Annotated in this window: 10 protein-coding genes; 9 read left to right on the top strand and 1 reads right to left on the bottom strand. The window is 52.5% G+C overall.

Annotation, left to right across the window (positions count from 1 at the left end; genetic code table 11):
* The first annotated feature begins 301 nt into the window (after positions 1 to 301).
* From ACQ4M4_RS18455 to ACQ4M4_RS18465, 3 genes are all read left to right on the top strand, one after another.
* Positions 302 to 988, top strand: a complete 687-nt coding sequence (locus ACQ4M4_RS18455; protein WP_430685921.1) for a DUF305 domain-containing protein — start codon at positions 302 to 304, stop codon at positions 986 to 988.
* A 5-nt stretch (positions 989 to 993) separates the two neighbouring features.
* Entirely contained in the window at positions 994 to 1,209 is a 216-nt protein-coding gene (locus ACQ4M4_RS18460) for a hypothetical protein (RefSeq protein ID WP_430685922.1), read from the top strand.
* A 383-nt stretch (positions 1,210 to 1,592) separates the two neighbouring features.
* Positions 1,593 to 2,540: a hypothetical protein gene (locus ACQ4M4_RS18465; RefSeq protein ID WP_430685923.1), complete on the top strand. Its 948-nt coding sequence runs from the start codon at positions 1,593 to 1,595 to the stop codon at positions 2,538 to 2,540.
* Here the strand turns inward: ACQ4M4_RS18465 and ACQ4M4_RS18470 are convergent.
* On the bottom strand, positions 2,525 to 3,775 hold the full coding sequence (locus ACQ4M4_RS18470; protein WP_430685924.1) for a Zn-dependent hydrolase: 1,251 nt from the start codon (positions 3,773 to 3,775) through the stop codon (positions 2,525 to 2,527). The genes ACQ4M4_RS18465 and ACQ4M4_RS18470 overlap by 16 nt on opposite strands.
* Positions 3,776 to 4,408: 633 nt before the next feature.
* Here ACQ4M4_RS18470 and ACQ4M4_RS18475 point away from each other — a divergent pair.
* The 6 genes from ACQ4M4_RS18475 (at position 4,409) to abc-f (ending at position 20,445) form a co-directional block, all read left to right on the top strand.
* The gene (locus tag ACQ4M4_RS18475; RefSeq protein WP_430685925.1) at positions 4,409 to 7,087 is read left to right on the top strand and encodes a C45 family autoproteolytic acyltransferase/hydolase; all 2,679 of its coding nucleotides are present in this window, start codon (positions 4,409 to 4,411) and stop codon (positions 7,085 to 7,087) included.
* Between the two features lie 190 nt (positions 7,088 to 7,277).
* Positions 7,278 to 8,183, top strand: coding sequence for an alpha/beta fold hydrolase (locus ACQ4M4_RS18480; RefSeq protein WP_430685926.1), 906 nt, complete (start codon positions 7,278 to 7,280; stop codon positions 8,181 to 8,183).
* Between the two features lie 343 nt (positions 8,184 to 8,526).
* Complete coding sequence (locus tag ACQ4M4_RS18485) at positions 8,527 to 9,303, top strand: DUF6920 family protein (protein ID WP_430685927.1); 777 nt, start codon at positions 8,527 to 8,529, stop codon at positions 9,301 to 9,303.
* A gap of 665 nt (positions 9,304 to 9,968) precedes the next feature.
* On the top strand, positions 9,969 to 17,456 hold the full coding sequence (locus tag ACQ4M4_RS18490; RefSeq protein ID WP_430685928.1) for a DUF4347 domain-containing protein: 7,488 nt from the start codon (positions 9,969 to 9,971) through the stop codon (positions 17,454 to 17,456).
* A 396-nt stretch (positions 17,457 to 17,852) separates the two neighbouring features.
* Positions 17,853 to 18,359 (top strand): DUF4385 domain-containing protein, encoded by a 507-nt coding sequence (locus tag ACQ4M4_RS18495; RefSeq protein WP_430685929.1) that lies wholly within the window; start codon positions 17,853 to 17,855, stop codon positions 18,357 to 18,359.
* A 472-nt stretch (positions 18,360 to 18,831) separates the two neighbouring features.
* Positions 18,832 to 20,445, top strand: coding sequence for a ribosomal protection-like ABC-F family protein (gene abc-f / locus ACQ4M4_RS18500; RefSeq protein WP_430685930.1), 1,614 nt, complete (start codon positions 18,832 to 18,834; stop codon positions 20,443 to 20,445).
* Positions 20,446 to 20,490: the final 45 nt, after the last annotated feature.

Consider the following 20,490-nt stretch of genomic DNA (forward strand, 5'->3'; position numbering starts at 1 on the left):
CGAATTGACGAAAACCTGCGATCGCAGCTCTTAAAACCATATCTGTAACGTGTTCTAGCGGATGGTTTCAAGCACCACAATTGTGAGTTTTACTCATCCTCTAGACAGAGTTTGCCCAGTTTTGCCCCCTCACCTGTGCAATAGGCACAGTTCAATCGGGTCGATCGGGAACGTTTGCCAGGACTTTCAGGTCTTTTTCTAGGGTTTGGCGGCTCTTTTAGAGGAGAGTGGCGATCGCCTAACTTTTCGCTGAATGCAGCAGTATCATAAAGTTTAGTAACGTAATGTGGATAGACGCAGAATGAGGTTTACCAAAGGTTCAACGCCCATCGTTTTAGCGGGAATGGTGGCTTTGCTACCTGTGGGAATACTGGGCTGCACCAGTTCTACAGCCGAACGAACCAGCGCCAATGGTAATGTGGCCGAAATGGATCATGGGGCGATGGGGCATGGCTCTAGCGATGCAATGGGGCATGGTTCCATGGATTTAGGCCCCGCAGATGCCACATTTGATCTGCGCTTTTTGGATGCGATGGTGCTGCACCACGAGGGCGCGGTCATCATGGCAGAAGAAGCCTTGGCAAAATCTTCTCGCGATGAAATGAAAACATTGGCGAATGACATTATTGCTGCACAGCAAAAAGAAATCGCCCAAATGCAGCAGTGGCGGCAAGCTTGGTATCCCGATGCGGGCGCTGAACCCATCATGTATCACGCCGAGGGAAACCACGAAATGCCCATGACTCCCGAAATGAAATCCATGATGCGGATGGATATGGATTTGGGCGCAGCGGATGAGCAATTTGACTTGCGGTTTATCGATGCGATGATTCCTCACCATGAGGGCGCATTGTCCATGGCGCAAGAAGTGTTGGGAAAAAGCGATCGCCCTGAGCTACAGGCCCTAGCCCAAGAGATCTTGAATACGCAACAGGCCGAAATTGACCAAATGAATCAATGGCGTACTGCCTGGTACGGCGAGCAGTAAATGCTGTGGGGGCGCCTGCTGCTGAGCTGGCTTATACCCAGTTGACTGCTGCTGAGTTGACTGCTGCTGAGTTGACTAATCCAGAGCCAGGTTTCCGCAGCGCAGGGAATCTGGCTTTTGGCTTAAAGGAAACTGTGCGGGAAAGAGGAGTTAGGCGATCGCCCAGCCCCAAACCCTTTCAAATCACCAAGAGTTCTGCAAAACCTGGGCATTCCTGCTAGAACTGACGCAGTTGGGTTTGGGTGATGAATGTTGGTTACACGACCTCATGGCGACCTAATTCTCTATCGTCAGAGCCTTGCATGAATTCCATTTACCCTGGCGCTATGGGATGAACAGCAAGATGAGGAGCAAATTGTACAGATTTGCCAGTGAAGTCAGCCTATTTTGGAGAGTGAACCCTTCCTCTACTGCTTTGGTTGGGAAAGGATTGGCAAAGTATTGGTGTTGAGTTTTTTTTGCGTCTAAACTCTCTATGAAACGCGATCGCACGGATCAAGATCGCACGGACAAGATGATGGGTACAGCGCAGAGAATGTACCATTCGGGTTGATTCAGGTTGACTAGGGTTTACCGCTACGGTTATTGCCGCTAAAAGTATTGGATGGATAGTTCGTCGTCGTTACCTCAAACCTTTGCCGAAGCGATCGCCCATTTGCGAGTTGCTGTACTGCAACGATTTGACGCTGAAATTGAAAAAAAACATTTGCACTACCACAATCGATCGCACATTGCCTGTTTGCAACAGCGAGCGGATCGATTGTTTGATGCGGTTGCTCCCATCCTGTTTCCCAACGACGAGCAGCGCGATCGCCACAAGCAGCTACTCAATCTCAGTATTGCTGCCCACGACATGGTGCAAATTTTTTCCGAGCCAGTGCCAGCGTTCTCATCCCGACGACGTGAGGCAGGCGTCAGTGAACGGGCCACCATTGAGCGGTTGCGCCACCTAGTTTGGGTTCAAAATCAGCAAATTAGCACCCACCATCCCGGTAGTTCCGCCTTGCTCAGCCCGGTGGACGTGCAAATGCTAGAAGGGGCGATCGCCGCAACAGTATGCCACTATGATCCGGCTGATCAGGGTCTTTTTCAGCCAGCGCTGTACAGCACCACCCATGCCCCCAGTGTTGTGGCGCGGCTGTTGGCCCTAGCCGATTTGGGTGCGTTGGGCATGGATGGGATTGAGGTGTACCGTTGGGAAGACAGCCTGCTGTTTTTGGAAGAGAATTTGGATGTGGTGAAACTCCTGCAAATTTACCCCAGCGATCGCCTGGTGCAGGATAACCCCACCCGCGCCGAAAATTTGCGCCAGCGCTTGCTGCGTCGGGCACGGTTTCAGGTCACGTTTGCCCAATCACGGCTGGCACGGCTGCCCGCCGAGCTGAGTGGCCTACCTCCAGCCGCCCAGGCCGCGATCGCAACCGAGTTTCGCCATCTCACCCCAGAAACAGTCAGCACCATTGAGGCCACCACCCCTGTCGAAGATGACCTACCGCTGCTCAAGCTGATTCAGTTCTTTCGGCTTACAGACTACATTCAGTTAGCCGAGTAAAGCTCATCCAGTTTTATCAAGGTATGCAGCAATACGTTGGCTCCCTGAGTGCATTGCTCTGGCGAAGTGTACTCCTCTTCGGAATGGCTCACCCCAGCCTGACTGGGCACAAAAATCATGCCCATGTCGGTAATGCGGCCAATTTCGAGCGCATCGTGGCCTGCCCGACTGGGCATAGAACACTGGCTCAATCCCAAGTCGGTACACACGGACGCGATCGCATCTTGAACGGCATCTGCTGCCAGGGTAGGCTCTACACACAGCAGCGGTCGCGTTTCGATCTGGGTATCGGTTTGGGTGGCGATCGCCTGTAGCTCCACCTCAAGCTGCTGCACCATCGTATCCAGGCACTCTTTGGACAAATCGCGAATATCCACCGACAGCTCCACCCGACCAGGAACAATATTGACCGCATTGGGCTGAACCGTGAGGTATCCCACCGTTGCCACAGGCTGGGTGGGCATGCGCAGCGCCATTTGCTGCACCGCCAGCACCACATGCGCGGCGGCAACCATGGCATCCCGCCGCATATCCATGGGGGTGGTGCCTGCATGGTTAGCCTCGCCCACAATGGTGATGGCTTTGCGCCGAATGCCGACAACACCTTGGACTACGCCAATTTCCATTTTAGAGCGCTCCAGCACAGCCCCTTGTTCCACGTGCAGTTCTACAAATGCAGCCATATCCGCACGCGATCGCCGTGCAGTTAGGATGGTGTCCCAGTTGCCGCCAATCATATCCAGACAATCTTGAATGGATTGACCATTCACCGCTCGGTAACGCTCAGGTTGATCGGCCAGCACCGTGCCTGCCATCGCTTGGCAGCCAATCATCGTGTTTTCCTCATCAGTAAAGGCAATCACCTCAATGGGATGGTTGAGCCTCACATCATTGGCATGGAGCGATCGCGCCACCTCAATACCGGCCAGCACGCCCAACACCCCATCAAACCGTCCGCCCGAAGGCACCGTGTCAATGTGAGAGCCCGTCGCCAGTACCGGAGCCCCTTTCACCTTGCCCTCATAGGTGCCAATCAGGTTTCCTGCGGCATCGGTACGAGTCACCATGCCTGCTTCGTTCATCCATTGCTGAATCAGGTAGCGCGCCTGCAAAATTTCGGAAGTAAACGCCAGCCGACAAATGCTACCCGAGGGCTGGCGTCCAACCTTGGCCAAGCGGTCAATGTGTTCGTTAAGGCGATCGCCATTCACAGACAATTTGGGAAGAACAAACATGAGCACACCTAATTCATGTAATTGGGGGAAATAGACTAGACAGCGAACGAACGGAGAGCTTGGTTCAGCCGGGATGAGAAAAACGCAGCGCTGAAGGATGAGTGGGTAACAGGCGATCGCATCGGGTCAATCGCATTGGATCAATCGCATTGGGTCAATCGCATTGGATCAATCGCATCGAGCCAATGGATAGCTTAATTAGTGGGTTCAACCATTTCAGCGATTGGGAGCAAATTTCTTTAGGGTATTGGGTTCTTTCACTCGGTTCAGTCTCCCATAACGCAAATTGAAGCCAGAATTGCATGCAGCCTAGCCTATTCAATTGCCTCTGTGCTGCGTGCAAACGAGGCTACAGCAATTTCCTAACAGTGCAAGCTAAACCTGATTGTATACAACATACAGTATACAACTTGCCACCTGTAATGCTAGCCACGAGATTGTCACGAGTTCTCGCGATAGGATGACACCAGAAAGTTGATCAAGCCGCGTTTGCCAAGGGTAAAATCCCTGAGATTGCTTTGACAGTAGGACAACCAGCTGGAGTCTTGCCAGCTCTGGGCGATCGCCCAACATTTCGTTCCACATTCGATGTCCCCTTAAGCTTGCATGTTTATGACACCTCCTTGGTTTTGCATGTGGATAGATCGGATTAGAGCACTCGTATGGCGATCGCGGTTTTGGTGGGGTGGAGTATTGGTAGGAGTAGCGTTGGTAGTGAGCTTGGGAGCGCTTCGAGCCCATGCCGCTTCAACCGTGCTGCTGCAATACCGAGACGATCGCCAATCCCTGCCCATATCGGATCTGCAAGCCTTTGCCAACGAGGGAGCCCTCACCCCGGCACTTCAGCAATTTTTGGACGCTCATCAGGTTGCCCCAGCCAAAGTTCGGGATTCGCTCACGGCCAAGATCCCAGCTCGATTGGAGTCGGTGCTGCCAGAAGAGTTTATGCTGCTGCAAATTAACAAAACGGTGGGCGATTCCTTGCCGCTGCGCGAAGATGTAGACTCCCTCAAAACCGCATTGCAAACCGCAGTCAAACGCGACGGCACATTTTCGCTGATGGATGTGTTGGAGCACTATCCTCAACGCACGGTGCGGCTGTCGGTGAATAACTTGGAGCAAGCCTATCAGGATGTCAACCTGTTTGTGTCGCGGGTTGAGCCCATGCTGAATGTGGTGAGAAAGCTGCTGCCAGAGCTGGTGTGCAACTGCGATGCTGCCAATGCCGATCCCTCAGCCCCATCGGGAGGCGATAATTTAAGAATGGAGCCGGGAGATGAACCTGGGAATGAGTCGGCTGCACGGCGTGCTGTGTATGGCCAGTTACAGCAAGGGATTACGGCATTGTTGCTGCCTAAGGCCCAGGCTCAAACCGTTGAGCCGTTGAGGACAGGAACGGCGCAAACCACTTCTCAAGATCTAAAGCAAGAGAGGCCAGAGCGCGATCGCACCCCATCCACTCCTCAACCGATTGTTCCGCCGCTTGATCCCGAAATGTATGGCGATCGCCAGCTGGTGTTTACCTTTGGGCCATTGCGACCGTCCATTACCGTTGGCGAACTCACCACCTTTGCCGAGACAGGAGAGCTATCGCGCGGTTGGCGCAACTATTTGCGATTGGCCCGCATTAACCCCACAGAACTGCAAGAAGCGCTAACCCGACCGATTGCTGTGGATGTGGCGTTTTTAGATACAGCGTTGAATTCTTTGCTAGGCGAGTTTTTGCTGTTTGAAGTGGGGCAAATCATTCGCCCTACGGCGGGCCGTGCCGTCATTCAGGCCACCCGCTCAACGCTGGTGCTCTCCGCAGCGGATGATGGCCATTTTTCGATGCTGGAGCTGCTGCAACGCTATCCCACGCAACAAATACAGGTCAATGGAATGCGGTTGGCACGGTTGGGGCGTCGGGTAGGGCAACTGGAATCGGGTGGGGTCACGGCTGCCGCCTTGAGTTTGGAAGATTGGCTGTTGCGGCTGCAAACGTCGGCAGCCGCCAGTATTTGCGATTGCAATCAAGCTACGACCGAGGAGGCGGTTCATCTCTCGGCATCCCCCCTCCTATCCATTTCGCCCGAAGCGCGATCGCGCTTTTTGCCAGCGAATTGGCAACCGATCCCAGCCCATCGAGAAGATCGCGGCATTGTGAAAGTGGTGTGGCTTCAGGGAACGCCCTACGAAATGGGCTACCAGCATGGGCAACTGTTGCGGGACGAAATTGCCTCGTTGGGGCCAGATCCCATCCGCATTGCCCAGTTTGTGGGTCGAGGATTTGGCATGGGACGATTGGCCGCAAACCGCACCTATGCAGATGTGATGGAGGAGTGTCGCGGTTTGGTGGATGCGACCGAGGCTGATCTGGGCATTACCCTCGATGTGTGCGCCATGATGGCCTATGCCGATGTCTTCCAGGAGGTGTTGGGCTATGTAGTGCCGCATGAACTGTTTTGGGATGGGTGCAATCAGTTTGTCGCCACGAATGACGCAACGGTGGATGGTCACCTGTACCACGGCAACAGCGTTGACAACAGCAAACCGATTGATTATGTGATGAATCATCCGGTGATTTTTGTGCGGCAACCTAACGAGGGTTTGCCCCATGTGTTTGTGACCTATCCGGGTGTGGTGTGGCCCAACTCTGGCATGAACGTGGCGGGCCTGACGCTAGGACTAGATACGGCGCGTCCCAACAACACCAATGAACTTTCGCTGGTGGGCCGCAGCAATGTGCAAATCATGGCGAAAATTTTGGAGACAGCTACTAATTTTGAAGAAGCGCGATCGCTCATGGAATCGCAACCTCGCGTACGGGCCAACCTGATTATGATTAGCGATGGCAAATCGAAACAGGCGGGAGTCTTTGAGTTTACCGGGCGCAACATGGGCGTGCGATCGCTTCAGGATAATGGAGTGCTGTATGTAACCAACCACTTTGAGTTACCCGACATGTACCAGCGCCAAGAGTTGCCACCCCAGCCCTCTAGCTTGTCGCGGTTTGCGCGATTTCAACAACTGCTGGAGCCGGATCAACCCACGTCCTACTACGGAAAAATTGATCCAGCAGTCATGTCAACCATTCTGCGCGATCGCATCGATCCCTTTACCCTTCAGGCCAGCCCGCCGGATGTATTTGATGACGATGTCAGCATTGGAGGCAATGGAGCATTGCGACAGGCCATTTACGATCCGGAGCGGCTGTTGGTATGGGTCGCAGCGGGCAACGCTCCCGTGCCGCAAAACCCATTTTTGTGCTTTTCGGTTGGGGAACTGTTGGGCTTTCCCGATGCGGTGCCGTGTCCTTCGCCAGGTCTGTAGCGCGACTTGCCCCGGTTGGGGCCGCTCAATCAGCTGGCATATTCTTTAGAGCGATCGCCCCAGCCAAATGTCAGCATGGGCTTACAGAACCTCTTTGGGGAGATCTGATCACGCCCATTGCAGCACTTCGGGCACAAGTTCTTGTCATGAGCCGGAGATGGCGCATCGCTCCATTGTTTCAACCCAACCTATGACCAATCCCGATCCAGAATTTTTGCTTTTTGCCCAGCATGGATGGGCCGATGACAACAAGGCAATGGGGCGCTTGGCCGAGCAGCTCGTGCAGGATGAGGCCAAGCCCTTGGTGATTACGCCGTGCTTGGACTACATGCAAACCTGGATTCGCATGGCTCCCCTTATTGACCAGGTAGAAGCGATCGCCGCAATTTACATGGCCGACTATCCCAACGTGCCGCTGCGCATTGTAGGACACTCCATGGGTGGGCTAATTTGGCTTGAGGTGCTGAATCGGCACCCCCGCTGGCGCGATCGCGTCCATTCCTTTGTGCTGGTGGGTTCGCCCGTAGGTGGCGCCGATTTGGGTCGCCTGATTGATCCGCTCAAGCTGGGATTGGGCATCGCTTCCGATTTGGGCATTAACCGCAAACCCATTGCCGAATCGCTCGCAGCCGAGCTTCCCATGCTCATCATTGCAGGCGATTTGAACATTGGCACAGATGGCACCGTACCCGTGGAATGCACACGTTTTGCCAATGCGCGATTTGTGGCACTGGAGGGTATTTCCCATGCCGATTTACGCTTTCATCCTCGCGTGGCATCGACCATTCGCGACTTTTGGCAAGATTTTAATATTGGCGAATCGATCGAATTTGACGAGGTGGTGCGACGGCTGCACGCCGTTCCGGGCATTACCGATGGTCACTGGCGAGATTTTGAAAAGGCCCAGCCCAAAATTCAGCTCAAAAATGGCGGCACCATTCGCGTTTGGAAAAATTTGGCAGGGATTGATCATGTCTTTGTGGCATCGCCAGAGGGGCGATGTTTGTATGCGGGGTTTGTCGGCTGGCTGCATGCAGCCGATTTGGCCAATGCCCTGAATGAAATTGAGCACACATCTCTGGCAGAATCCCCTTGAGAGTAAACCTGCAACGACAACAAAACGTGAGTTATGGATAAGCTAAAGTGCCCATTTTTGCGTGCGCGTCGCGCACGCAAAAATGAGCTTTTCTGAGGTTTTCGCGGCGCGAAAACCTCAGAAAAGCCCTTAACCGAAACTGACGTTAACAAACTGGCAATAACCATTGGGGTGAACTGACTGCGATCGCGCTTGAACGTTTGCTGCATGGCCTGTCCCAATCTATCGGTGGGCAGATATTTCAGGCTCAACCGATGCGCTCCGTGATGTCTTCACAGGTTCCCCATATTCTGGCTCTACTGTAAAAGTAAGGCGCAAACGCTCGCGATTTGGGAGCAAGACCATGAGCACCATACTGCAACAGCGGGTTCAGGGGCTATTTCAACAAGAACGCGATCGCCATTCATCTCCCATTCATGAGGCAGATTTAGCAAATTTGCCTGCCCCCATTCAACGCTACTTGCGCTATGCCCAAGTGGTAAATAAGATTCCGGTACAAACCGTACGCCTCAAGCAAACCGGACAGTTCAAAATGCAGCCCGAGCAAGGCTGGCGGCGAATGACCGCAGAGCAGTATTACATCACAAATCCACCCGCCTTCTTGTGGTGCGGATCAATTTATCTGTTGCCGTGGGTGCCAATTCGTGTGGAAGATGCCTTTGTAGATGGGCACGGTAGCCTCAATGCAAAGCTGTGGTCGGTATTAACCCTGGTAAATGCCGGTGGCCCACAGTTTGATCAGGGTGAGTTGATGCGATACCTAGCGGAAATTGCCTGGTTTCCAACAGCGTGGCTTTCAGAGCAGATTACTTGGGAAGCGATGGATGAGTATTCTGCACGGGCAACCATCAAAGTTGGTGAAATTGCAGCATCGGCAGTGCTGCATATTAACGATCGCAACCAGTTGACCTGTGTGACGGCAGAGCGCGATCGCCTCGATCATGGCACAACAGTATCAACGCCCTGGACTGGCATATTCACCCAGTATCAAGAACTCAACGGGGTTATGGTGCCTACCGAAGCAGAAGTTATGTGGCACTTGAACTCAGGAAATTTTACTTATTTCCAAGGCTCAATTACAGACATTGAATACGATGCGATCGCTCCCTATTCATCCTAGTTAAAGCGTTCTAGCATCTGCAATACAAGTGTCGCCCCGTTTGCATTGACCCCGCAAATGGGGTTTTCTCACAAATGTCGAAAGAAATCATTTCATGTGTGCGGCTTAGATTCACATAAATTTCCACAATATGTTCAAGCTTCAATTCATGATGGCTTTATTCAGAGTTATTTTTAACGTACTAAAAAAATAACTATTGATGCTCAAGAAACTCCCTATCTTCTATTCGCACAAACAAGAGCGATCGCCTAACCAAAGTCATATCAATACGTTGCTTTTTATACCAGTTGCAACCGACGCATTGCATTGTGCAGGGTGCAACACATCCCTTCATCCGAGCTACGACAGATAAACCGTTCTGACAGTTGCAAGATGGCTCAATACATGAGACTTGCTGGCTGAATCCATTGTGCAACTCCCCTGCGCAAGAATCCATCCTCCAAATAAGCGATAGAGAATTGACCCATCAATACATCCAAATGATTTGGCTCGATGCCTATCTTGGGATGGATGCCATTTAGTATAATCTCCGCGAACTCCACCGTAGAAATACAGAACATTGGGGTAAACACTTAGTTCCACTTCCGTGGTTATACAGGTTAGGGCGATCTGCCAGGGGGAACCCTTTCTAATAATGAGTCCGACTTTCTCCTGGAGCTTTGTGTATGTCCCCCTCTGTGCAAGCTGGTGCGCTATCGATCGCGCAAGCCCATGATCTATCCAGTGCATCTCAAGCAATGATGCCCCAGCTTAGCGGAGCAGGCACCCTGGCCGGACCCGGCAAAGCCTCTACCCTGTTGTTTGTAGACTCGCGGGTTGAAGACTACCAAAGCCTGATTGCAGGGGTGGCGGCTGGCACCCAGGTTTATGTGCTAACGCCAGAAGAAGATGCGATCGCCCGCATCACCCAAACGCTACAGGGCCAATCGGGCATTGGCAGCGTGCATATTGTCTCCCACGGGGTGGATGGCGGTCTGCAAATTGGGCGCGACTGGCTCACGGGTAGCAACTTGGACGACTATGCACCCCAACTCCAGCAATGGGGCGGTGCACTAACGGAAGATGCCGACATTTTGCTCTACGGCTGTAACGTTGCCGCCACCGACCAGGGACAAACATTTGTTTCGGCCTTGAGCCAACTCACCGGAGCCGATGTTGCCGCCTCCAATGATCTGACAGGCAATGCTGCTCAAGGTGGCGACTGGACACTGGAATTTGCAACCGGGGCGATCGCAGCGAATCTTCCGTTTACACTCTCGGCTGCAACCGCCTACAGCTACACCCTCGCCACCTTTTCGGTGACCAACACCAACGACAGCGGGGCAGGCTCACTGCGACAGGCTATCCTTGATGCCAATGCCGCTGCTGGAGATGACATCATCACCTTCACCGGAGCGGCCTTTGCGGATGCCACTGCCGATACCATTACCCTCACTAGCGGCGAGCTAACCATTTCCAGCAACATCACCATCAACGGTACCGGAGCTGACCTACTCACCATCAGCGGCAACAACGCCTCTCGCGTCTTCGCCATCAGCAGCGGTACTGTCGTCTTCAACAACCTCACCATTGCTGACGGCGCAACGCCCTTTGGTGGAGGTTTGTTTAATGGCGGAACTACCACCATTAACAACAGCACTATCCGCAACAACACAGGTAATTCTGAAGGAGGTGGAATTTACAATGCCAGCTTTCTTACGATTACGAATAGCACCATCAGTGGCAACACAAGCCAAGTAGGCGGGGGTATTGTCAATGCTGCCAGCCTAGTCATCACAAATAGCACCATCAGTGGCAACACAGGTGCAGTAGGCGGGGGCATTCATATCTATGGCGGTCAAACTACCAACCTCACCAATGTCACGATTACCAACAACACAGCCACGGGCTCAGGTGGCGGTATCATCCACAATGGCGGTACTGCTAACCTCACCAATGTCACGATTACCAACAACACAGCCACGAACTCAGGTGGCGGTATCACCCGTGCCAGCGGTACCATCAACTTGAGGAACAGCATTGTTGCTGGCAACAACCATGCTTCTTCTCCTGATGTGGAAGGCTTCTTCAATAGCCCTAGCCACAACTTGATTGGCAAAAGTGATGGCAGCACGGGCTTTACCAATGGAGTGAATGGCAACATTGTCGGTACGATCGCCGCTCCTGTTGATCCAAGACTGGGTGCATTAGCCGACAACGGTGGCCCCACCCAAACTCATGCTCTCCTAGCCGATAGCCCTGCTGTCAACGCCGGCGACAACGCGGGCGTTGCTGCCACCGACCAGCGGGGCGAAGTGCGGATTTTGGGAGGCACCGTTGATATTGGTGCGTACGAATTTGATCCGATTCCCACAATCGCCCTTCCCACAGCAGGCAACGTCAGCTACACCGAAAATGCAGCAGCGATATCGCTCGATAGTGGCGCTACCCTTTCCAATCCCAACAATGCCGACTTTGATGGCGGCACATTAGAGATTGAGATTACGGCAGGAGGGCTAGACAGCGATCGCCTCACCATTACAACAGGGGGAAGCGTAACCCTCAATGGGCGAATTGTGCTGGTTGGCGGTGTGCAAATTGGAACCTACACCGGAGGCTATAGCGGCAATCCTCTCGTCATCGAATTCAACGCCAACGCCAACGCGACCAATGTGCAAACGTTGTTGAGGGCGATCGCCTACAGCAGCGTCGATGAACTTCTGCCCACCACTGCCACCAACCGGACCGTTTCCTTCACCCTCACGGTTGGTGGTGAGGCTAGCCCCACCGTCACCAAAACCGTGAGTGTAACTGGCGTAAACGATGCCCCCTTCATTGGTCGTCATACCGTTCTGTACAACGGAGCGCTGGGTACTGCTCCCGCTGCTCAGGGCTGGGCTGCCGTAACGCTAGGCTCCATTCAAACGGTGAGTGGTGGAGCCACAACCCTCAACTCCACAGCAAACCTGGGGCTTTATGCAGGTTACTCTCGGGTTGTCGATACCTTAGATGCCACAAATGGGTTCGTGTTGTCCTTCCAGGCTCGGGTTAACAACGAAGTCTTGCAAGCAGGCGTTGGCTCCGGTGCCGACAAAAATGGAGATGGCCTGCCCGATCGCGCTGGGTTTAGCCTTACCATCGTCAGCAACGATCCATCCAAAGCAATTGAACTCGGCTTCACCAAAACTGCCAACGGGCTGCGCATTTGGGCACAAGAAGATGGCACCAGCCAAGCTAACCCCAGCCAATTTGCCGGGGCCGATGGCGACACCAAACTGTTCTTTACCCAAGCCGAAGGCGTGGATATCGAGCCCGATCCGGGCATGGGCGATTACAGCATTGCAATCAAAGGCGACACCTACACCCTCTATTTGGATGGCAACGCCATTTTGAGTGGCAAGTTGCGAAACTACCAGGCATCTCCACAGCCCGCCGTATTGCCGTTCAACCCTTACACAACAGCAAACCTGGTTGCCTTTAGCGATAACACAACTTCCGCCAGCGGCAACTTTAGCTTGGCCTCTGTCAGCGTTACCTTTACGGGCCAAATCGCCAACCAAACCACTAACGAAGATACCGCCACCAATGCCATCTCGGTTGGGGTCTTCGATTTTGAAACCGCCGCCAGCAGCCTAACTCCCAGCGCAACCTCGGCCACCACAACCGTTGTTCCAGACGCAAACCTCTCTTTTGGCGGCAGTGGGGCCGTGCGCACCCTAACCCTCACTCCCACGGCCAACGCGTTTGGAACCAGTCAAATTGACCCATCCGTCAGCGATGGTGAGGATAGTTCCCCAACAGGCAGCAGTATCTTCAACCTCACGGTTAACCCCGTCAATGACGCTCCTACCTTTACGAAAGGCACCGACCAAACTGTCATCGTTGGCGCGGGTGCTCAAACCGTGGCCAATTGGGCAACGAACTTTGATCCTGGTCCCGATAACGAAAGCGACCAAACGCTGGTGGAATATGTCATTGTTGGCAATTCCAATCCCAGTTTGTTTACAGTGGCACCCAGTATTGATGCCAACGGCGTGCTGACCTATACCCCTGGTAACATCACCGGAACTGCCACCATTCAAGTGCGTGTGCGGGATAGCGGCGGTACCGAAAATGGCGGTGTAGATCTCTCAACGATTCAAACCTTCACCATTACGGTGAATCCGCAAACCGTCAACATTACTGCGTTTGATGCTACTGCAACCGAAGGTGGGGTCAATAATGGCACTTACCGTATCGCGCGTGGAACTGGAGCCACCACTGGAAATTTGGTCGTTACGCTAGAAATTGATGGAGTTAGCACCGCAGCGGCAGCAGACTACACCCTCAAGATTGGGAATACAGAAGTCACCGTAACCAACAACACCTTTACGGTCACAATTCCCAACGGGCAAGAGTTTGTGGATTTAACCCTAGAGGCGATCGCCGAGGCTCTTGGGTTTGCTGAAGCCACCGAAACATTGCGGCTCAACATTGACGATGGAAGTAACTACGATGTCGGCGCAAGTGCCAATGCCACCGTTAGCATTACGCAAAACGGCTTTGTCGTCATCAACACCAACGACAGCGGCCAAGGCTCTCTGCGGCAGGCGATCCTAAATGCAAATGACCTGGCCGGAACCGATACCATCACCTTTGCCGGGGCCACATTCACGAACAGTACTGCCGACACCATTACCCTCACCAGCGGTCAGCTCACCATCTCCAGTGATCTCACCATTGAGGGAACGGGGGCTAGCCTCCTCACCATCAGCGGCAACAATGCCTCCCGCATCTTCAACATCAGCAGCGGCACCATTGTCTTAAACGACATTACGATTGCGAATGGCAATAACACAGTAGATGGAGGAGGAGGGGTTTATAACGCTGGCACCCTCACCATCAACAACAGCATTCTTCGAGACAACACTGCAAGCAATCCGGCAAACTCGATTGGAGGCGCTGTATTCAACGTAGGGAACTTAACCGTATCGAACACCACAATACAAAACAACAGTGCTGTATTCGGTGCTGGTATTTTGAATACTGGAACTGTAACAATTAGCGACAGCACAATCATCTCCAATACAGGGGGCGGTGGAGCTGGAATGCGCAACCAAGGTGGAACCGTAACAATTACTGACACCACCATTGCCAATAATCAGACCTCGGGTAACGCAGGTGGCATTCACAGCTTGGGTGGCAGCTTAACAATTTCTGGAAGCACGATTAGCAACAATCAATCCGGTAATTTTGGCGGCGGTATTTTTAACGAAGGAAATACTATTGCTACCATTGCCAACAGTACCATCAGCGGGAATACAGGCAACAATGGCGGTGGAATCCACAATTCTGGTACGGCGACGCTAAACCTAACGAATGTCACGATCGCCAACAACACCTCCAATACTAATGGTGGTGGCATTGCGGTAACGGGCGGTACGGTCAACATTAAGAACAGCATCGTGGCCAACAACAACAATGCCTCTGCTCCTGATGTATCAGGAGCATTTGTCGACCAAGGCAATAACTTGATTGGCAAGAGCAATGGCAGTACTGGATTTACCAACAGCACTAGCATTGTGGGCACGATCGCCAATCCGATTGATCCCAAACTGGGCGCATTAGCGGATAACGGCGGCCCTACCCAAACCCACGCACTGCTGAATGGTAGCTTTGCCATCAACGCAGGTAACAACACCGGAGTTGCTACCACCGATCAGCGAGGCAACACTCGCATTGTCAACGGTTTGGTGGATATCGGTGCTGTAGAGTCCAGCTTGGATCGCGTCCAAGTCATTGCCCAGGATGCCACCGCCACCGAACTTCCTGGCAACACCGCCACATTCCGCATTCAGCGAGATAACACGCAAGGCAACCTAGCCGTTAGCCTCACATTGGGCGGCACTGCTTCTGCCAGCGACTACACCTTTGGCAATAACGTCACCGTTTCGGGTAACACCATCACCGTCACCATCCCCAATGGTCAAGCGTTTGTCGATATCGTTGCCACCCCTACGCTCGATACAAACGTTGAAAATACCGAAACCCTGGTACTGACCCTAGCGAATGGCAATTACGGCATCAATGTCTCTCAGCCAAGCGCCACAGCAGACATTTTAGATGCCCCTGTCGTATCCATCACCGCACCAGATCCAACCGCCACCGAACTGCCTGGAAATCCTGGCGTCTTCCGCATTACCCGCGCTGGTAGCGATACCAGCCAAGCGCTCACCGTGAACTACACCATTGGTGGCACGGCGACCAACGGCATCGACTATACGGCCCTGACGGGGACTGCCACAATTGCTGCTAATGAGAACTTTGTCGATATTGACATCACTGCCATTCTGGATGCCAACGGCCTAGAGGGAAGCGAAACCGTTATTCTCACCCTAGATGACGGGGCCTACGCCATCAACTCTGCACAACAGAGCGCAACTGTCACCATTCAAGATGCGCCTGTCCTAACAGTGGGTGCCGTGGATGCGATCGCCACCGAACAGCCTGGAAATCCTGGCGTCTTCCGCATTACCCGCACTGGCAACACCAGCCAAGCGCTCACTGTGAACTATACCTTAGCAGGCAACGCCACCAACGGCACCGACTACACCACCCTTCCCCAAACCGCCATCATTGCCGCAGGCCAATCCTTTGTCGATGTGACCGTCAACCCCATCTTAGATTCACTGATTGAAGGAAACGAGACCGTTCGGCTCGTGCTGAGTCAGGGTGAGTATGTCATTAGCACTCAAAACGCCAGCACCGTTAGCCTGGTGGATGCCCCTATCGTATCCATCACCGCACCAGACCCCACCGCCACCGAACTGCCTGGAAATCCCGGTGTCTTCCGCATTCGCCGCGCTAGCAGCAACCTGAGCCAAGCCCTCACCGTAAGGTATACCCTAAGCGGCACAGCTACCAATGGCACAGCTACCAATGGCACAGACTATCCGGCTCTGAACGGAACTGCCATCATTGCCGCCGGCCAAGCCTTTGTGGATGTGGTGATCAGACCCAAACTCGACAGCCAGGTTGAAGGTCTAGAAACTCTAGTGATGACCCTCGTGGGTAACCAATACGCCATCAACAGCGCTCAAAAGGCCGCAACGATGAACATTATCGACGCTCCTGTGGTGTCGCTGGGTCTTCCCGATGGCATCGTCAACGAGCACATTCCAAACTCTGGCAAGTTCCGCATTCGCCGCGCGGGCAATCTCTCGCAACCCCTCAGCGTCAAGTACCTCATCGGCGGAACCGCCACCAACGGCATCGACTATACTCCCCTCTCTGGCGTCGCCACGATCGCCGCTGGTCAATCCTTTGTCGATGTGGTCATCAACCCCATCAACGATACCCTGAGTGAACTGGGCGAAACCATTCGCATTACGCTGGTGCCTGGCAGCTATGCGCTCAACCCAATTGCCAAGGCTGCCAACCTGACGATTGCAGCCAATGACCCCATCATTTCCCTCACTCCCATTCAAAATTCCGTTGCGGAGGGCAATTCGGGAACTCGGTTGGTGAGCTACCGGGTTTCACTCTCCCATGCCAGCGACCAGGCGGTGACGGTGAACTACGCCACGGTGGATGGCACCGCGACGGTGGGCAATGGCGACTACCGCCGAGTGGCACCCACCCGGCTGACCTTTACTCCTGGCATGACTCAGCAGACGGTGACGGTGGCCGTCAATGGGGATGTTCGCTATGAGGGGAATGAGACCTTCTTTGTGCAGTTAGCCAATCCGGTGAATGGCGCTATCAACCCCAGTGCATGGCGACGGGTAGCTCAGGTTGTGAATGATGATGCGATGACGGCCTACAACTTTGGGGCATCCAGCTTCCGGGTGCCGGAGGGCAATCAGCAAAACACGGTGCTGATTCCGGTGGTGCGGACGGGCAATGTGGCGTTTGCCAGTGCGGTGCAGGTGCGGTTGACGGGGGGCACGGCGATCGCCGGGGTGGACTATGTGGGCCAGTTAGTGACGGTTGGGTTTGCGGCGGGGCAAACGACGGCCTGGGTGCCGCTGACGCTGTTGGGCAATACGACGAACAACCTGGAGCGATCGCTCTCGTTGTCTATCATCGGCTTTAGCCATTTGGGAGCCTATACCGATGTGCCGGTTGCCGTGGTAACTGTTGTGGATGATGACGTGCTCTTCCAGCGCGGCACTGGCTACAGTGGAGCCAACTAAGCAAGTCACAGGTTGACTGCAGGACAGGTTGTGTACCAGGTTGCACAACCTTGTCACTTTCACAAAGCCATAGGATGGAAACCCAATAAACCCCAACCATCGACCCCGAAGGGAAGGGAGTAGGCGATCGCCTGCTGCCTTCCCTTCGGGGTTAATTGCATCCAGCCCTGTTGCAGAAATTTGGATGAACGTTGCGTAAAACCAGAGTCTGATGCATCGCCGCTGCATTTGTCGCAGTGAGACCACTAGCCCTCCGACATGAATCCTTCAACGCGCCATTTGGGCAGGAGGACTCATGAGTAGTATACCAACAGAGCGATTTCAGCGACCCCAAAATGAGTCACGATCAAGCCAGGAAGTCAACACAGGGGCTTAGCGTGCGCCAAGCTTTTGCGGATGAAGCCATTTGATTATTCACTCAACTTTAAGACCATTAACTTTCGACAGCATCCAGAACTGTATCGCATTGGTCGCGGTGAGCAGGGCGTTTTGTTAGTGGAGCCCTACAAAAGTGAAATCTTGCCCCACTGGAAGTTCAAAACTCCAGACGTTGCCCGCCAATCAGCGGATGCGATCTATGAACTGTTTCTGCAGTACAAAGAAGAAGAAGACTTTGTTGGAATGGATATGGCACGCAAGTTTTTGCAAATGGGGTACACGCGATCGCGTCGTTATGCCAACCACAAGTCAGGGCGCAAATACGCAACAGATACCAAGACTGTTTTGCCCCGCGAAGAAGATCCCGTGAAAGCCGAATCCGCCAAGATTTTTTATGAGAAATGGCAATTAGCAAAAGCAGATTCGGAATATATTCGGCTGGGCGATCGCCATCGCAAGCAGTATGAAAATTCCGAAGCTATTGCTGTCCAGACATCCAATTCTTCACGGCGGGCAGAGAAATGAAATTTTCAGACATGCGAGGTATCTTCGCTCAGGAACAAACCAGCCAAGGGCTATTGGTGATTGGTTTGGATTCCGAAGGGCGACGAATTGAGGTTCTCTTTCATGCAACAAGTGAACCCAAAGACCATTGGGAAGCTGTGACAATCAAATATTTGTGATTCGTTTAAGGCTCTAGTTTCACTAGATAGAGGTGAATTCTGGAGTTCGCCCTCTAGACGTTGTAGCCAACGTTGCGTTATTCTAACGTAAGAATCTTCAATCTACACCACAACAATGAAGTAGTATTTCAAAGCTAGGAACTTGTGCAAAAGTTAGTTAGCTGTGCTGTGAACTGCAAGCTGAGCTCTTTGCATACGTTGCATACAGAAACGTCTCAGAAAGGTTCTGTGTCCTGGCTTCTCAAGCTTTTGCCAAATGAATATCTCTGCCCTGTGCAGTAGTTTTGCAGTTTTATTGTGTAAGGAGGTCGTGGATGTTACACGATCGGCATCCCTGCTTGATAGCTGAAAACTTGAGCTATCAGGTTAGTTCTACGCGTCTTCTATTTCAAAACATTCATCTCAGTGTTTCACCAGGTGACCAAATCGCGTTAGTTGGTTCCAACGGAGTGGGTAAATCAACGTTGCTCAAAATTCTTGCTGGTGAGATTCAGCCCAAGCAAGGAACCGTTTCTCGTATGGGTTTAACGTACTATTTACCCCAAATCAGCACTATTCAAGAGTCAATTCAATCAAACTCAATTTTCACATTTCTGAATGCCATTTCAAATGAATGGTGGGAAATTGAGCAGATGCTTGAAACAACGTTTGGCATGACTCTCGATGTATCATTGCCCATGCAAAGTTTAAGCGGCGGAGAATTGTCTAAATTGATGCTGGCGATAGGGTTAGTGCGATCGCCCGATCTATTACTGCTGGATGAACCGACCAATCATTTAGACTATTTGGCTGTTGAAGAATTACGTCAGTTTCTTTGCCAGTTTCACGGAGCATTTATTGTTGTTTCACACAAACCGCTTTTTCTCGATCAAGTAACTCGCACAACGTGGGAACTCACCCCTCATGGATTGCAAACATATGGCGGAAATTATTCTTTTTACCAAGAGCAGAAGCAGCTTGAACAGGCTGCACGAGTCCGATCGCATGAAACGGCTCGCAAAGAATTAAAACGCGCCAAACTATCTGCTTTGCGAGAACAAGAGCGAGCAGCGCAATCTAGTCGTAATGGCCGCAGTCGCCAACTGAACGGAGATATGCCACGCATTTTGGCCGGAGGGCTCAAGCGACAAGCCGAAGTCACAGCAGCAACTTTGAAGGTAAAGCATGATCGGGCGATCGCGGCTGCAACCCAGAAAGTGACTGAAACCAAAGTGAAAACCACCAAGGCAACGAGAGTTCATTTGGAGGAAAACCATCAGAAACCCCAAAATTTAATTGATATTGACCATGCGAGCCTTTGGGTTGATCATCGCCTGCTACTCAAAGACATTCAGCTTCATGTTCAAAGTGGCGATCGCATTTCAATTGTGGGTGCAAATGGTGCGGGTAAATCATCCTTCGTGCAGTCGATGTTGGGGATTGGCTCTGCTTCAGCACGCCTTCAGGGTAGTGCCCGACTTGCCCAAATGCAGGTCGTTTATCTTGATCAACAGTATGCCCTTGTGGATCGAACGCAAACCGTCCTGGAGAATATCCAGCGGGCCAATTCTGCGATTGACTACCAACTCCTACGACAACAGCTAGGTCACTTTCTATTTTTTGGCAATGATGTACACAAACTGGCGTCAACGCTAAGCGGTGGAGAATTGGCAAGATTGGCGATCGCCATGATTACAATTTCAGAACTCGACCTACTCATTCTTGATGAGCCAACGAATAATTTGGATATCGAAACAGTTGATCAAATCGTTGAAGCGTTAGATGAATTTCACGGGGCACTGTTAGTGATTTCTCATGATCTCGATTTTGTAAGTCGAATTCATATCAATCGTTCATATCGCGTGAAACACCAAACATTGCAGCAAACCGTATTTCTGCCAAGTGAGCGATCGCAGTATTACCACGAGTTACTAGATACTCGTGGTTAATGCTCAGGCTGTATCTATCTCGCCTGTCTTGGGCATCCTGACCGT

Source organism: Leptolyngbya sp. AN02str, assembly GCF_050565595.1.
GTDB lineage: Bacteria > Cyanobacteriota > Cyanobacteriia > Elainellales > Elainellaceae > Kaiparowitsia.

Excerpts from the sequence above, each read along its gene's own strand:
- ACQ4M4_RS18455 (WP_430685921.1), top strand. The coding sequence starts at position 302 with ATGAGGTTTACCAAAGGTTCAACGCCCATCGTTTTAGCGGGAATGGTG.
- ACQ4M4_RS18465 (WP_430685923.1), top strand. The coding sequence starts at position 1,593 with ATGGATAGTTCGTCGTCGTTACCTCAAACCTTTGCCGAAGCGATCGCC.
- ACQ4M4_RS18470 (WP_430685924.1), bottom strand. The coding sequence starts at position 3,775 with ATGTTTGTTCTTCCCAAATTGTCTGTGAATGGCGATCGCCTTAACGAA.
- ACQ4M4_RS18475 (WP_430685925.1), top strand. The coding sequence starts at position 4,409 with ATGTGGATAGATCGGATTAGAGCACTCGTATGGCGATCGCGGTTTTGG.
- ACQ4M4_RS18480 (WP_430685926.1), top strand. The coding sequence starts at position 7,278 with ATGACCAATCCCGATCCAGAATTTTTGCTTTTTGCCCAGCATGGATGG.
- ACQ4M4_RS18485 (WP_430685927.1), top strand. The coding sequence starts at position 8,527 with ATGAGCACCATACTGCAACAGCGGGTTCAGGGGCTATTTCAACAAGAA.
- ACQ4M4_RS18490 (WP_430685928.1), top strand. The coding sequence starts at position 9,969 with ATGTCCCCCTCTGTGCAAGCTGGTGCGCTATCGATCGCGCAAGCCCAT.
- ACQ4M4_RS18495 (WP_430685929.1), top strand. The coding sequence starts at position 17,853 with ATGAAGCCATTTGATTATTCACTCAACTTTAAGACCATTAACTTTCGA.
- abc-f (WP_430685930.1), top strand. The coding sequence starts at position 18,832 with ATGTTACACGATCGGCATCCCTGCTTGATAGCTGAAAACTTGAGCTAT.